We start from the raw sequence: 14,864 nt of genomic DNA on the forward strand, positions 1-14,864 counted from the left end.
TAAAAGTTTTGACAAAACGCAATTTTTTAAGGGGGTTGATCGTATGACAAACAAAAAATATGTTAGCGTGAAAGATAGTAAGGGGAGAACAGCTAACTAATTATTTATAGCGTTTTCCCGAGAATTGAAAGGGGAAAATCATTTGAATCAAACTTTATTAATTATTGATGCCCAACAACAATTAATTGATGGGAATGAAAACGAAAGTGCTGTTTTCAATAAAGAGCAACTGATTAGCAATATTAATTTAGTCATTGAAAAGGCAAGAGAATCTAATGTTCCAGTTGTGTTTATAAGGGATATTGACGTAGCTGAAGGCAAAGGGGAAGGGTTTCAGGTTCACAACGCGATTAATGTTCCTTCTGATTCAAAAATTTTTGATAAAGCTGCAACAAATTGCTTCCATGGGACGGGACTTCTTTCTCATTTGCGATCACAAGCGATTGAGCATATTGTTATTATGGGATGTGCGACACAACATTGTATAGATAGTGCAGTTAGAACTGCCACTATTACTGGTTTTGATGTGACATTAGTCGGTGATGGACATTCGACAACAGATAATGATAGTTTAAGTGCGGAACAAATCATCAAGCATCATAATCGTACCCTTCATGGGCACTACAATGTCGAACATTTTTCAATGGTTAGAAATGCGGAGGAAGACTTGTTTCATCCGACACATGACTCGTATCGATAATAATAAATTTCTTTAAAAATACGGTTGCCGAAATGGCGGCCTTTTTTATCTTCATTAACTTTTTTCATAATTTTGTCTTGCCATATCTGATAAGGATATATCACAAACGAAAGACAGAATATTAGAATAAATAACCCGAAATTATTGATGTTATTTAACCTATATATTCCGAAATATGTAAAAAGATTAAGCATAACAAATGCATGGAAAGCGTCAATGATTGCATTAGTCAAAATATAAACCCAAAAGGACTTATCATACGTAAAATGGAAAATCCATATCGTTCCCACTAAAAAAGGACCATAGGTTAAAGGATATGTAATGAAATGTTCCCACGGAAAAATTTTCCCCAGAATCGTCCACCAATTGTAAACATAACCGATTTCTTCAATTATGGTGACTAATAAGGCAGCAAAAATTGCTACAGGCATAAACCGGCGGATAGAATCTTTTTTTAGAAAAAACAATGAAAGCCATGAAATAATAAGTATACCCCATAAGATGATTTGAGCCATTTGATATTCTCCTTCGTCTGTATATAAATAGAGTTTGGAGATTTTGGAATATTATACAAAGATAATTGAGAATTTAAATGAAACAAATATCTACTACATAGACGGGCATGATGTGCCACAAATAAAATTTTAAAAATCTATAGACTGGAAATTAGTCGTTTGAAAAAGAGTCTATGATCCACAAATGACAAAGTATGATGCACAAACCAAACTTCATGCGTCATAAACAAAATTTTATGATGCACAAACCAAATTTCCCCGGTTAGCCACAGGTAAATTAGAACATCATTTGTATTAAAAATCAGTTTACTATTAGGAGTAATCAATTTTATTTATAAAATAGCCAAAATAAATGAAATGACCTCCTTCCATCATGGAAGGAGGCATACATTTTAGAGTGTATTCCAAATATCCTTAGCAATTTCATTTACATGTTTAATTTTATTCCACTGATCCTCTTCGGTTAATACATTCCCTTCTTCCGTACTTGCAAATCCGCATTGAGGACTTAAGGCTAGGTTTTCCAAAGGAATATATTGACTAGCTTCTTTTATTCTATCTTTAATTCTATTAGAATCTTCTAGGTCCGGGAATTTTGACGTAATTAATCCAAGTACAACGGTCAGGTCACCCCGTGTAAAACTTTTTAATGGTTCAAAATCGCCTGAACGATTATCATCATATTCAAGGAAAAGTCCATCGACGTTTAAGTTTGCAAAAATGGCATCAGAAATCGTATGATATCCGCCGCTTGTAATAAAGGTAGAGCGGAAGTTTCCTCTGCAAATATGCATCGTAATCAACATATCATCAGGCTTCTGTGAAATCGCATCATTTAAACAACGTACTCTCGTATCAATGATGTCTTGTACATCCATTCCAAGTTTTTCAACAACTGCTTTGATTCGCTCTTCCGAAACAAAATCAATCCACGAAGTATCATCTAATTGCAAATATCGGCAGCCGGCATCATAGAATGCTTGAATGGCTTTTTGATAGGCAACAACAGTATCACGATAGAACTGCTCTGTATCGCCATTATAATATTCATCCCCTTGAATTCTAGTGAATAACATATTTGGACTTGGTATAGAAAACTTGGCGACTTGGCTGCCATCCCCATACTTTTCTACGGCATCTTTTAAAAACTTAAAGTGTTCGAGCATATAATGATTGTGGAATTCTATTTTATCGACTATTTTAATCGCATTATTTTTCGGCTGCGATCCTTTAAAGTTATTAATATATTCCGCTTCAAACAGTTCAACACCCTTTAAACCCGCTAAAAAATCTAAATGCCAATAGGAACGTCGAAATTCCCCATCAGTAATTGATTTAAGTCCAACCTCAATTTCCGTTTGCACAAGTTTCTCGATTTCTTTATCTTCTACAGCCTTTAATGCAGCTTTATCGATTTCTCCATTTGCAAAAGCTTTCCTCGCTTCTTTAATCGGCTCCGTTCTAAGAAAACTGCCCACATGATCAGCTTTAAATGGAGCTTTCGTCAATGTCTTTGTCATAAAATATATCCCCTCTCACTCAAAATAAAAAACCCTCTTCACATAAATAAGAAGAGGGGTAATTTCCATAATCGGATCTCTTCTTATCTTCAAGCTTTTCGCTTCTGGAATTGGCACAGTACTTCGAAAAGTCTGCTGCCGAGGCTTCAAAGGGCCAGTCCCTCCACCTCTCTAGATAAGAATATTCAAAACTATTTAACTACAAGTTAAATTACACTTGTTTTGCTGTTCTGTCAATAATTTGTTTTACAAAATATATTGAAATAATATAAGAGAAAAGTCTAGTAAAAGGAATTTGCCCTTTTTTAACGAACTTTAATTATCAAGGTAAGTAAAAATTAAACGCCCAGAGTGTTCCGAGCGTTTAAATATTTTATAAACTAATATTAGCTTTCCTCTTTTGAAAATCAACCTCACGATAATAGGCATCTTTCACAAGCACATTTGGACCCACACATTGAACCGCTGGACAATGGCAATTCAATGATTTCGCCAAAGGTGTTGCCATCCATTTTTCATATAAAGCTGGAAGAGCATCATGTTGAATATTTCCAAGTGGCGGTGTATCACCAAAATCAGTAACAATAACATCCCCAGTGAAAATATTTACATTTAATCGTGAACGTCCATCAGGATCATTTCGCACAGTCACATTTTTACTCGAATACAGCCTCTTCAGTAAGGTTAAATCTTCTTCATTCGGACTGCATGGATAGAAAGGCAAAGTTCCAAATAACATCCAAGTATTTTCATCGCGAATGTCAAGCAAATGATGAATTGCTTCGCGTGTTTGTTCAAGTGACAGCACTTCTAAATTCGCAGCAAAATCACTTGGATACATTGGATGAACCTCGTGACGAGCACATTTCATTTCCTCGACAATTTGTCGGTGAATATGTTCTAAATGTGGAAGTGTGCGCTTATTTAACATTGTTTCTGCAGAAACCATGACACCTTTTTCAGAAAGAAGCCGACTGTTTTCAATCATTCGGTCAAATAACTTTTTTCGTTGTTCGCGCGTAGGCTTTCTAGCCATGTTAGCAAACCCACCATCAATGAAATCATCTACCGTTCCCCAGTTATGAGAAATATGTAAGACATCTAAATATGGAGCAATTAATAAGTAGCGATCGGGGTCAAGGGTTAAGTTTGAATTAATTTGTGTTCGGATGCCGTTTTGATGGGCATACTTAAGTAATGGAAGAACATAATTTTCTACCGATTTTTTTGAAAGCATCGGCTCTCCACCCGTAATACTCAATGCGCGCAATTGTGGAATTTCTTCCAAACGTTGAAGTAACAGCTCTAACGGCAATGCATTTGGATCCTTTGGCTGCAGCGTATATCCTACCGCACAATGCTCACAGCGCATATTACAAAGGGTGGTAGTTGTAAATTCAATATTCGATAGAACAAGGCTTCCATGATCTTTTACATCCAAGTACGCTTCCCACGGATCATTTGACGGGGTAATCAATGGAAGTTGTGAAACGTTTTGCATAATACAAGACTCCTCTAATTATTTATAAACCTATTATTGGGTATTTCTTTTAAAAGACACCCAGATATCATATTAACCCAGGGTAATCATTTTTGAAAGAACAAGATGTTTTCACTTAAGTATATGTTTGGTATGATAGTAAAATGACGAAAGGAGAGACGCACCTTTGGGAAACGCAGTTCATGATAAAGATTCACAAGTGCTTTATTTAAAACAACGATTAAATATGTTTTTAGAAGTATTGGATTCCATTGATCCTGAAGATACAGAATTGGAAGACATTGACCGCTTAATCGAAATGATTGACGATTTGGAAATGAAATGTGAGCAATTTAAAAAGTAAGAGGAAGGTCAAACCAAATTAGGTTTGGCTTTTTTTATCGTTTTAACCAGATAAATCGGACTAAGCGAGAGCCAAGTAAATGAAAGGATCGCACCAAAATCTTCCCTTTAAATCAATTGTTATAAGGAGTATAATGATTATGGAATTTATACATATATCTAGAAGGAATAAGGGAGAGGAATAAGATGAATTTGGAAAAGTTCCAAGAGAGCATGTACCAACTAATTGTTGAAACTTCTACTAATCTACCAAAAGATGTTCGTAGAGCAGTGAAAAAAGCAAAGCAAAGTGAAAGTGCCGGGACTCGTGCAGCAATGAGCTTAGGGACGATTACAAACAACATCCAAATGGCAGATGAGAATATTTCACCAATTTGTCAAGACACAGGTCTTCCTACCTTTAAAATTAAAACACCTGTTGGCGTAAACCAAATCAAAATAAAAGAAGCAATCTACAACGCGATTGCGCAAGCGACAAAAGATACAAAGCTTCGTCCAAATTCAGTGGATTCCTTAACCGGGAAAAACAGTGGAGACAATCTCGGCGGCGGAACACCTGTTATTAAGTTTGACCAATGGGAAAACGATTACATCGATGTTCGTTTAATTTTAAAAGGCGGCGGCTGTGAAAATAAAAACATCCAGTACAGTCTTCCATGTGAATTAGATGGATTAGGACGTGCAGGACGTGATCTTGACGGGATTCGTAAATGTATCCTTCATTCTGTTTATCAAGCACAAGGGCAAGGCTGCAGTGCAGGATTCATCGGAGTTGGAATCGGCGGAGATCGTTCATCTGGGTACGATTTAGCGAAAGAACAATTATTCCGTTCAGTTGAAGATGTAAACCCACATGAAGATTTACGCAAACTTGAAGAGTACATTATGGAAAATGCCAATAAATTAGGAATTGGAACAATGGGATTCGGCGGCGAAACAACTCTATTAGGTTGTAAAATCGGAGTAATGAACCGTATTCCTGCCAGCTTCTTTGTATCAGTTGCCTACAACTGTTGGGCTTTCCGTCGTCTCGGCGTAAAAGTAGACCCAAAAACAGGGGATATCCAAGAATGGTTATACCAAGATGGTGAAAAAATTGAATTCGCCAATGAAGCAGAAAACGAAGTGGCAGTTTCAAAAGAAGAAAGCAATGTTGTAACGTTAACTGCACCAATTACCGAAGAACAAATCCGCGAATTAAAAGTTGGCGATGTTGTCCGTATTGATGGCAGAATGTATACAGGTCGTGATGCGATTCACAAATACTTAACTGATCATGACGCACCGGTAGATTTAAATGGCCAAGTGATCTACCACTGTGGACCAGTAATGGCGAAGGATGAAGAAGGCAATTGGACAGTCAAAGCAGCTGGCCCAACAACTTCTATTCGCGAAGAGCCGTATCAAGGGGACATTATGAAGAAATTCGGTATTCGTGCCGTTATCGGTAAAGGCGGAATGGGACCAAAAACCCTTGCAGCCCTTCAAGAACATGGCGGAGTATACTTAAATGCAATCGGTGGTGCAGCACAATACTATGCTGATTGTATTAAAAAAGTTGATGGTGTTGACCTTACAGAGTTCGGTATTCCTGAAGCAATGTGGCACTTAAATGTCGAAGGCTTCACAGCAGTAGTGACAATGGATTCACACGGAAACAGTTTACACGCAGATGTAGACAAATCTTCATTAGAAAAATTAGCTCAATTTAAAGAGCGAGTTTTTTAATAAGTCGGAATAGAGCTAGGTCTAATAATAGATCTAGCTCCATTATTTTCATAAAGCTGCCTCCACCTACATAACGTTCTATTAAGGGGGAGTAATGATGAGTCAATTTGAAAATATTTGTCAGGAGTTTGCTAAGATTCTTAATGGAAAAAGCAAAATTAGTCAAGGTGTCTGTTCTGTCGATTTACATCGTCAATTTCATGTAACCGTCCAAGGCAAACGAAGTAAATCAGTTGGACCCGCAGGATTCGCATTCGAATCGTTAGATCAGCACGGAAATGCTTTGAATTTTGGAGAAATCGCCATCCTTCAAGAGGAGGTCCCCGCTTTTGTCCAGACACTCGTCCAGCAAGGAATCATGATCAGTGCTCTCCATAATCATTGGATATTTATGGAGCCTTCCCTTTTGTACCTACACATTCAATCAGTTGAGCCTCCACTTAATTTTGCAAAAAAGGTGGCTTATTCCTTTCGATTTCTACAAAGTTATCCCGTTTCAACGGAGAAATAAATCATGAAAATGGTATACCCTTTTTCTTCCTATATAAGAATAAGACAGGTTAAGGGATGTTAATAAAAATTGTGCTGTTTTTCTGTCAGATAAATGAAGGAACTCTCGGCATTGTAGGTTGGTAATAGTAGGGGAAATCAATAGATAGAAGTCTTTTAATGCTTGTACATGTGCATCTTTCGAAATGAATGAACAATGCGGACAATGCCATCTTCTATATTTTCGCAATATGGCGAACCCTTTGCATTGAGGGCAGCAAACTCCTTTTTGAATATCCTCTGAAGGAATAGAAAATGTTTGAAGAATTTCTGGTCTTAATGGAGTATGTGATCGGATGATTGTTTCGGATAATTTTTTTAATGATCTAGGAGTTAAAAGTGGCTCTTTATATCGTTTTTGAAGGTCATGAATTTTTAAAGGAATATTTTCAGCATGGAGAATTTTATCATGGATCGGTATCTTTTTTGCTTCGGTTGATCGTAAAATCGTGGAAGGGTAACTGATCGCAACTAAATAATCAACAGGGAGTGGGAACTTGTTCTTTTTTAGCCAAGAGTCGAAGAGTAGTTGGTGTTTCTTCGCTTGGGTTAACGGATTTGGGTATCCCTCTTCTTTATTATTGATGGTACGAATAAATTGATTAAATTTTGAATCAAATACTAACGTTCCGGCAAAGTTTTTCGCTTCGATGATTAATGCAAAGTAAAGCGAAATCAATAGAACATCAATTTGGAATTCCTTGTCATTAATTTTTAATTGTAGATCAAAAAGGATTCTGAAATCCTCTTTCGGTAGAAAATTCAAGTGGTAACACAGGTTTTTCTCGCCATTATAGCCCGCTTCTCTTTTTGCGATATCCTCTAAAATCGCTCCTTTCCTAGGATAATCCTCTGCCAAGCGCTCATCAAGTGCATAATCCGCCTGCAATTTAATTGGTACAGTTAAATCTTTATCAATCAATCGACTTCCTCCTTTCTAGAATAGTAAATTCTTCAACAATACTTTTGAAAAACCCTTTTAATTTTTAAAATTTTTTTGATTCAATGAAGAAAAAATTTGATTACCGGTTGAGGATCACGGAAAATAGCAGTTTGGAAAAAGCGGATGATCCACAAATGAATGGGTATGATGCACAAACGAAGATCTATGAGTCACAAATTTGTTTCTATTATCCACAAATAGAAATAGCCCCGAACGAAATGTGGACAATGAATCCACAAATAAATCCGACCATAAAAGCAAGAAAAAGGACGAAATAATACTGCCGAATTGTTAAAATGATAGAACATTCTTTTATAATAGAGGATATAAAGGAGGAATCTCGAGTAATGGCTGACCTAAACTTAACTTTTGATGAAATGTGGGAAATTATTCTCGCTTGTGATCGCACATATGATGGGTTATTTTATACGGCTGTGAAAACGACAAAAATCTATTGTCGTCCATCTTGCCGATCACGAAAGCACAAAAAAATAAACGTAGAGTTTTATCACGATATTCAAATGGTAGAAAACGCCGGCTACCGAGCATGTAAAAGATGTCAGCCGGAGGTCGAGCATTCTCCGAATACAGCATTAGTAAAAAGCGTGATTTCCTATTTAGTGAATCACTACAAACAGAGGATCACACTACAAACGATTGCAGATCATGTTGGGGTCAGCCCATTTTATCTAGAACGAGTGTTTAAGCAGGAAACCTCCGAAACGCCAAGGGCTTACTTGGAGAAAATTAGGATCGATAAAGCGGAATTTCTCCTTAATCATACGGCTCTCACAAACCTAGACATTTGCTATGAGGTAGGATTCCGTACTCCTTCTAATTTTTACAAAACATTTCGCCGTCTGAAGCAGTGTTCGCCTAATGAATATCGACGGGAACGGGAAAGGAGCCATAATGGTAAAGTGGATTGATCTCGAAACATCCATTGACATTTGTACACCACCCGAATTCAATTTTGACGAGTTGCTCGTTTTCTTAGGTCGATCTGAACAAGAAGTGCTCCATCAAATAAAAGATAAAGAACTATACAAACTGATAAAAATAAATGAAGAATTAATTTTACTAAAAATAACAAGCAAGGATCCAACTACCATACATGTTGAGTTTCCATTAGGAACCCCATCAAAACGTGAAAAAATTGCATTCTATATTTGGAATTGGTTCGATTTAGACAAGGATCTAAAAAGCTATTACAAAATCGCGAAAAAAGATAAAATATTATCCCCGCTAGTGGAAAAATATGCAGGACTACGAATTATCGGGATTCCTGACTTATTTGAAGCACTAACCTGGGCAATTATCGGTCAGCAAATCAATCTGACATTTGCTTACACGTTAAAAAGTAGGCTAGTAAAGCAATTTGGAGATAAACTAGAGTGGAACAAAGCGACTTACTGGCTACATCCTACCGAGAAAGCAATTTCAAGTTTGCATGTAAACGATTTAAAACAGCTTCAATTCACGACACGCAAAGCTGAATATATTATCGACATCGCAAAAGCAATGACAAATGGAGAGATAACAAAGGAAAACTTCCATCAATTAAAGGATTTTGAACAAATACATAAAAAGCTAATGTCCATTAGAGGTGTTGGTGCATGGACAGCAGATTATGTCATGATGAAATGCCTAAATCATCCATCTGCGTTTCCTATCGCTGATGTTGGACTTCATAACGCATTAAAAGTACAGTTACAGCTTGAACGCAAACCAACAATCGAAGAAATAAATGAATTTGCGGCTAATTGGGAAGGTTGGCAAGCATATGCCACTTTCTATTTATGGAGGTCATTGTATGAATAAAATTTATTATCAATCACCTATCGGGCTAGTAGAAATCACTGGAACGGACAAAGCAATTCGATCAATTTTGTTTTGTGAGGAGGAAACAAAAATAAACTCCCTACAGGACGACACGCCAACTGTTTTAAAGGATTGCTATCACCAGCTAGACGAATATTTTAAAGGAAAACGAAAAGACTTCACGATCCCATATGAATATGAAGGCACAGACTTTCAAAAATCAGTATGGAATGCATTAACGAAAATATCCTATGGAAATACATGCTCATATAAGGACATCGCCTTGTCCATTGGAAACGAAAAAGCTGTACGAGCAGTTGGCACGGCTAATGGAAGAAACAAATTAAGTATCATAATCCCGTGTCATCGAATTATTGGAGCAAATGGGACATTAACTGGTTACGCGGGTGGATTATGGAGAAAAGAATGGCTGCTGAATCATGAACAATCTATGGCCAATAATTAAAATATTATCCGAACAAATATGAATTTTATGTTAAAATAAAGTGAAAAAATTCAAATAAAGGTGTGATGAACGTGACAAAGCGCCCAAATTCAGATGAATACAATCCTTCTTTTTCAACGTATATCAGTTTGGTTCCAGAAGGAGACATCGAAACCATTTTACAAGAACAAATAGAAGAAACACTTCATTTGTTAAATGGCATTTCAGAACAGCAAGCATATTTCAACTATGCACCTGAAAAATGGAGTATCAAAGAAGTGCTTGGTCATATGGCAGATGCCGAACGGATTATGGCGTATCGACTTCTTACGATTGCACGTGGTGATTCTGTCTCATTGCCAGGTTTCGAAGAAAATGAATATGTACAAAGTGCAAATTTCAACCGTCAATCAATCAAAGAACTACTCGAAAATTTACATAGTGTTCGTCAATCAACGATTCACTTATTAAAAGGTTTAGAAGAAGAAGCATGGCTGCAAAAAGGGAATGCAAACCACTCAGTAGTATCCGTTCGAGCATTGGCCTACATTATCGCAGGGCATGAAATACATCATCGCCGGATTTTAAAAGAGCGGTATTTAGAGGCTGAAGCATTTCAAACTTTATAATTAAGGAGAGATATTCCTTTGTTCGAACTTTTCAAAAACCTGCCAACATTAGAAAATGAAAGAATCAAATTAATCCCTATGCAAATGGAACATGCCCAATCCCTTTTTGAAATCAATGATCCAAGCCACTGGAAATATATGTTGAGCGTTGTGGAATCGGAACAAGAAATGCAGGAGATTGTTTCGGCTGCAATCAAACAACGTGAGCAGAAAACAGCATTGCCATTTGTCGTATTATTGAAGGAGACCAATCAAGTAGTTGGAACGACAAAAATGAGCTATATCGATTTTAAACAAAAATCATGTGAAATTGGTTCGACATGGTATGGGATCGATTTTCAGCGAACGTTTGTGAATACAGATTGTAAACTGCTTCTTTTAACCTATTGTTTTGAAGAGTTACAAATGATTAGAGTTCAGTTAAAAACAGATGAGAGGAATCAGCGGTCACAAAAAGCAATTGAACGCCTAGGTGCCGTGAAAGAAGGAATATTAAGAAATGAACGCATCCTTTCTGATGGATATATACGAAATGCTGTTGTGTATTCAATCACCAATCAGGAATGGCCAAAAGTGAAAAAAGGATTAAAAGATAAAAGAAGCTCATATTCAGCTTTCAAACCCATTGAGAAGAGGGATTAATTGAACATCCATTTTAAACTAGTAACAAGAGATAATTGGGAAGAGGCATTAGCTTTAAAAATCTCCGACCACCAACGTGATTTTGTTCCAACAGTCGCTGTCTCATTAGCCAAAGTTTTCATTAAACCGGATGGCGAAAATGTAGAATATCTCCCATTTGCTATTTACGATAAAGACCAAATGGTAGGATTTATCATGCACGCCTATGAAGAAACAACAAAAAATATGTATTGGATAAACGGGGATTTTTCATCGATCAAGCTTTTCAACAAAAAGGATATGGCAAGCGAGCAATGATCGAAATGATGACTTGGATTGAAAATCGCTTCCCCCAATGTCAGGAAATTCGTTTGACGGTTCATAAAAATAATATTGTTGCGCGAAGATTGTATGAACATCTAGGATTCATTTCAATAGATATGTCAGTTGGTGACGAAGAAATTATGAAGAAAGAGCGTTTGCGGTAAGTATTCGCTCTTAAACTTATTCACATATTACGGTAAAATTCAATTAATTCAAACTATTATCCACAAAAATAACCACTCATCAACAGATTCATCCACAATATTCGCAATATCCACAATAGAAATGATTTTACTGAAAATAAATATAGCTTATCCACAATGAAAATGATTGGTAATTTTTAATCAGCATATCTATTTCACCTTCGAAAAAAATACTTAATAAAAAGAAGGTGAATTCATGAAAAAATGGTTTCTAATGACGACCATAGTTCTGTTAATGATAATTCATACAAATCCAGTATCAGCAATTTCGAATGCTCCAGTTCATTGGGGTTTTTCCAAAGGGGAAAATGAACAGCAAGCTGAGGCGGGGAAAGCCTATGATGAGCTTTTACGTAAACACCATGCTTTTTATAAAGGAGATCCAAATAAAAAAGTTCTGTACTTAACATTCGATAACGGGTATGAGAACGGGTACACCCCAAAAGTATTAGATGTATTAAAAAAAGAAAAAGTACCGGCAATTTTCTTCGTGACTGGTCATTATTTAACATCGGAACCAGAGCTTGTTAAACGCATGGTTAATGAGGGCCATCTTATCGGCAATCATTCCTGGAGCCATCCGGATTTAACCCAAGTTTCAGATGAAAAATTAAAAGAAGAATTAAAAAAAGTAAAAGATGAAACTGCCAGAATAACAAAGCAAAAAGAAATGCATTATTTACGTCCGCCAAGAGGTATTTTAAGTGAAAGAACAATGCAGCTTGCCAATGAAGAAGGATATACCCATGTCCTCTGGTCACTAGCATTTAAAGATTGGTTGGTAGATCAACAAAAAGGCTGGAAATATTCCTATGATAATATTATGGCTCAAGTTCATCCAGGTGCCGTCTTACTTCTTCACACCGTCTCCAAAGATAACGCGGATGCACTTGAAAAAGTAATCAAAGACTTGAAAGCACGAGGATATACATTTAAACGGATAGATAAGTTTAAATAATTCTCTCTCACTTGGAGAGTGTCAGGCACCACAATTAAAAAAAATTGAAATTTCCTTCACTCAATAGGAAATGGAGCAAATAAAAAGCCAGTCGGAGTAGACTGGCTTCTAAATGAACAGTTCTTTAATATGTTAATTTTCCACTAAATCCGCTTGTGTCGCTTGACGAAAAACCATACTAAGTGTAATTTTGTTCTCATCTACTCCGAACTCATGGCAAATGCTTTCTTTAAATCCTTTATTAAATTTAATCATCATTTGCAAATCACTTTCACACGCAACGCCGAATATTTCTTTAATAATCCCTTCATATTTCAGTTGTGTTTCTGAAGCCAACATAACGATATGTCTCTCTGGATTATTCAAATAATACATCGTTTCTTTTACTTTTGCCAAAAAAAGCACCTCTTTCATAAAGTTAGCAGCTCGTTTGTGCGTTCATATAAGGACTTGAATAATGGATGGTCATGTGAAATTCACATATATCTTCATATGAGTTTTGATATGTTTGTTGCACATCGGTTGAAAAAGAAATTGCGTCCCCTTTTTGCAACGTATGTTTTTCTCCACCTATTTCAATACAAAGAACACCGGAATAAACCGTAATCATTTTTGTAACACCAATACTTGTAGCTTCTGATTGATGAAGACAGCCCGGATGCATACGGATGCGATAATTTTCTAAAGGAATACCAGGCAAAGCAAAATTGGTATATGCCTCAAATAAATCATGATCTTCTTTGAAAAAAGGCTGTTCATCTTCTCGAATCAACTTTATGGAAGGATTTTTCATGAGAAAGGAAGCAAGTGGAACTTGTAACCCCGAAGCAATTTTCCATAGGACAGCCACAGTCGGATTCGATGCCCCTCGTTCAATCTGTCCAAGCATCGGCTTACTCACGCCGGTAATTTCAGAAAGCTCATCTAATGACAATTGACGCTGCTGTCGATAGAAGCGCAATTGTTGTCCAATTTGACTTGATAAAAAATTTTTATCCATATAACTCCTTGTTTGTATGCTATATTATTTATCTGTATATATTATAACATATTTTTTAAGACCATAGAGGTATTGTCGAAATTAGTAAACAGGTAATTTGCGGAAGTTCCCGTTGTTTTGGATTAACCGCATTCATGATTCCTTTATGATATAATACAAAAAAGCTCTGAGATAGAAATGGGTGGGGAGAATGTGGGAAGAAACGGTTAATATAAGTGGACCTTATGATTTTGATTTAGCTTTGCAAAGACAGTCAATTGATCCATTAAATGATGTTCATATTGAATCGAGAACGATCAATATCCCAGTGTATGAGTCGGAGGCTGAAGTAGTCAGCATTCAAGCGATTGGGACAACGGATAAGCCTTGTTTTTTAATAAAAGGAAAAAATGAACAAACGAAGGCTCATGTAATTGAACAGGTGTACAAGATTTTTCAATGGAATGTGACTTTAGACGAGATTAACAATCATTTTCAGCAAACAACATTGAATGAAATCTTTATGAAACATCGTGGAACACCGATCATATTAGATTTTTCACCATATAATTGTTTAGTTAAATGCATTATTCATCAACAATTAAATATGAAATTTGCGATGGCATTGACGGAAAACTTCGTCCATACATATGGGTTCGAGCAAGATGGTGTATGGTTTTATCCCTCACCTGCCAGAGTAGCTGAAATTGAAATCGAAGAATTACGATCAATGAAATTTAGCCAAAGAAAAGCGGAGTACTTGATCGGCTTATCCAAATTAATTGTAAGTGGCGAACTCAATTTACAAGAACTTGCTATTAAATCAGATGAGGAAGTCACAAAAACACTAGTAAAAATACGCGGCATCGGCCCATGGACCGCACAAAACTTTCTAATGTTCGGTTTGGGCAGACCGAATTTATTCCCATTAGCAGATATCGGCATACAAAATGCAATTAAAAAGTTATTTAAACTAGAAAAAAAGCCAACCTATGAAGAAATGGAGAATTTCAGTCAGGACTGGCATCCATATTTAAGCTATGCCTCCCTTTACTTATGGAGAAGCATCGAGACAGCGGAGTGATC

At 36.4% G+C, this 14,864-nt stretch carries 18 protein-coding genes, 1 pseudogene and 1 riboswitch; of the genes and pseudogenes, 13 read left to right on the forward strand and 6 right to left on the reverse strand.

Features of this window, described 5'->3' with window-relative positions:
• Window positions 1–142: 142 nt before the first annotated feature.
• Window positions 143–700 carry a cysteine hydrolase family protein gene (locus B5V89_RS16475; protein WP_108073034.1) on the forward strand — a complete coding sequence of 186 codons (558 nt, stop codon included), beginning with the start codon at window positions 143–145 and terminating at the stop codon, window positions 698–700.
• Here the strand turns inward: B5V89_RS16475 and B5V89_RS16480 are convergent.
• From B5V89_RS16480 to yfkAB, 3 genes are all read right to left on the reverse strand, one after another.
• Complete coding sequence (locus B5V89_RS16480) at window positions 673–1,215, reverse strand: hypothetical protein (RefSeq protein WP_108073036.1); 543 nt, start codon at window positions 1,213–1,215, stop codon at window positions 673–675. The genes B5V89_RS16475 and B5V89_RS16480 overlap by 28 nt on opposite strands.
• A 392-nt stretch (window positions 1,216–1,607) precedes the next feature.
• Window positions 1,608–2,735 carry a 5-methyltetrahydropteroyltriglutamate--homocysteine S-methyltransferase gene (locus B5V89_RS16485; protein WP_066226064.1) on the reverse strand — a complete coding sequence of 376 codons (1,128 nt, stop codon included), beginning with the start codon at window positions 2,733–2,735 and terminating at the stop codon, window positions 1,608–1,610.
• A gap of 80 nt (window positions 2,736–2,815) precedes the next feature.
• A riboswitch (SAM riboswitch) is annotated at window positions 2,816–2,917 on the reverse strand.
• A 191-nt stretch (window positions 2,918–3,108) separates the two neighbouring features.
• Window positions 3,109–4,236: a radical SAM/CxCxxxxC motif protein YfkAB gene (yfkAB, locus tag B5V89_RS16490; protein WP_107920970.1), complete on the reverse strand. Its 1,128-nt coding sequence runs from the start codon at window positions 4,234–4,236 to the stop codon at window positions 3,109–3,111.
• Window positions 4,237–4,402: 166 nt separating this feature from the next.
• On the opposite strand from yfkAB, the gene B5V89_RS20205 reads away from it, so the two are divergent.
• The 3 genes from B5V89_RS20205 to B5V89_RS16500 all read left to right on the forward strand — a co-directional run bounded on the left by B5V89_RS20205 (window position 4,403) and on the right by B5V89_RS16500 (window position 6,817).
• Complete coding sequence (locus B5V89_RS20205) at window positions 4,403–4,579, forward strand: SE1561 family protein (RefSeq protein WP_165797778.1); 177 nt, start codon at window positions 4,403–4,405, stop codon at window positions 4,577–4,579.
• Between the two features lie 185 nt (window positions 4,580–4,764).
• Entirely contained in the window at window positions 4,765–6,306 is a 1,542-nt protein-coding gene (locus B5V89_RS16495; RefSeq protein ID WP_108073037.1) for a fumarate hydratase, read from the forward strand.
• A gap of 97 nt (window positions 6,307–6,403) precedes the next feature.
• The gene (locus tag B5V89_RS16500) at window positions 6,404–6,817 is read left to right on the forward strand and encodes a DUF1259 domain-containing protein (RefSeq protein WP_066226073.1); all 414 of its coding nucleotides are present in this window, start codon (window positions 6,404–6,406) and stop codon (window positions 6,815–6,817) included.
• Here the strand turns inward: B5V89_RS16500 and B5V89_RS16505 are convergent.
• Window positions 6,803–7,777 carry a nuclease-related domain-containing protein gene (locus B5V89_RS16505; protein WP_108073038.1) on the reverse strand — a complete coding sequence of 325 codons (975 nt, stop codon included), beginning with the start codon at window positions 7,775–7,777 and terminating at the stop codon, window positions 6,803–6,805. The genes B5V89_RS16500 and B5V89_RS16505 overlap by 15 nt on opposite strands.
• A gap of 131 nt (window positions 7,778–7,908) precedes the next feature.
• On the opposite strand from B5V89_RS16505, the gene B5V89_RS20210 reads away from it, so the two are divergent.
• The 8 genes and pseudogenes from B5V89_RS20210 to pdaA all read left to right on the forward strand — a co-directional run bounded on the left by B5V89_RS20210 (window position 7,909) and on the right by pdaA (window position 12,799).
• Complete coding sequence (locus B5V89_RS20210) at window positions 7,909–8,076, forward strand: hypothetical protein (protein WP_181294698.1); 168 nt, start codon at window positions 7,909–7,911, stop codon at window positions 8,074–8,076.
• 69 nt (window positions 8,077–8,145) lie between these two features.
• Complete coding sequence (locus B5V89_RS16510; protein WP_108073040.1) at window positions 8,146–8,727, forward strand: bifunctional transcriptional activator/DNA repair enzyme AdaA; 582 nt, start codon at window positions 8,146–8,148, stop codon at window positions 8,725–8,727.
• Window positions 8,711–9,619, forward strand: coding sequence for a DNA-3-methyladenine glycosylase family protein (locus tag B5V89_RS16515; RefSeq protein WP_108073042.1), 909 nt, complete (start codon window positions 8,711–8,713; stop codon window positions 9,617–9,619). The genes B5V89_RS16510 and B5V89_RS16515 overlap by 17 nt, the downstream gene beginning before the upstream one ends.
• Entirely contained in the window at window positions 9,612–10,085 is a 474-nt protein-coding gene (locus B5V89_RS16520; RefSeq protein WP_108073043.1) for a methylated-DNA--[protein]-cysteine S-methyltransferase, read from the forward strand. The genes B5V89_RS16515 and B5V89_RS16520 overlap by 8 nt, the downstream gene beginning before the upstream one ends.
• 71 nt (window positions 10,086–10,156) lie before the next feature.
• Window positions 10,157–10,693, forward strand: coding sequence for a DinB family protein (locus B5V89_RS16525; protein WP_066226089.1), 537 nt, complete (start codon window positions 10,157–10,159; stop codon window positions 10,691–10,693).
• Between the two features lie 18 nt (window positions 10,694–10,711).
• Window positions 10,712–11,335 carry a GNAT family N-acetyltransferase gene (locus tag B5V89_RS16530; RefSeq protein WP_425319842.1) on the forward strand — a complete coding sequence of 208 codons (624 nt, stop codon included), beginning with the start codon at window positions 10,712–10,714 and terminating at the stop codon, window positions 11,333–11,335.
• A pseudogene (locus B5V89_RS16535) lies at window positions 11,336–11,802 on the forward strand (GNAT family N-acetyltransferase).
• A 235-nt stretch (window positions 11,803–12,037) separates the two neighbouring features.
• Window positions 12,038–12,799, forward strand: a complete 762-nt coding sequence (gene pdaA, locus B5V89_RS16540) for a delta-lactam-biosynthetic de-N-acetylase (protein ID WP_108073045.1) — start codon at window positions 12,038–12,040, stop codon at window positions 12,797–12,799.
• A 132-nt stretch (window positions 12,800–12,931) separates the two neighbouring features.
• Here pdaA and B5V89_RS16545 read toward each other — a convergent pair whose 3' ends face one another.
• Together B5V89_RS16545 and B5V89_RS16550 are read right to left on the reverse strand one after the other, a co-directional pair.
• The gene (locus B5V89_RS16545; protein ID WP_066226095.1) at window positions 12,932–13,195 is read right to left on the reverse strand and encodes a hypothetical protein; all 264 of its coding nucleotides are present in this window, start codon (window positions 13,193–13,195) and stop codon (window positions 12,932–12,934) included.
• A 22-nt stretch (window positions 13,196–13,217) separates the two neighbouring features.
• Complete coding sequence (locus tag B5V89_RS16550; protein ID WP_107920504.1) at window positions 13,218–13,799, reverse strand: helix-turn-helix domain-containing protein; 582 nt, start codon at window positions 13,797–13,799, stop codon at window positions 13,218–13,220.
• A gap of 190 nt (window positions 13,800–13,989) precedes the next feature.
• Here B5V89_RS16550 and B5V89_RS16555 point away from each other — a divergent pair, with 190 nt between their 5' ends.
• Window positions 13,990–14,862, forward strand: coding sequence for a DNA-3-methyladenine glycosylase family protein (locus tag B5V89_RS16555; RefSeq protein ID WP_107920532.1), 873 nt, complete (start codon window positions 13,990–13,992; stop codon window positions 14,860–14,862).
• Window positions 14,863–14,864 lie beyond the last annotated feature (2 nt).

The sequence above is a fragment of the Heyndrickxia sporothermodurans genome (assembly GCF_003055045.1).
Classification (GTDB): Bacteria; Bacillota; Bacilli; order Bacillales; family Bacillaceae_C; genus Heyndrickxia; species Heyndrickxia sporothermodurans.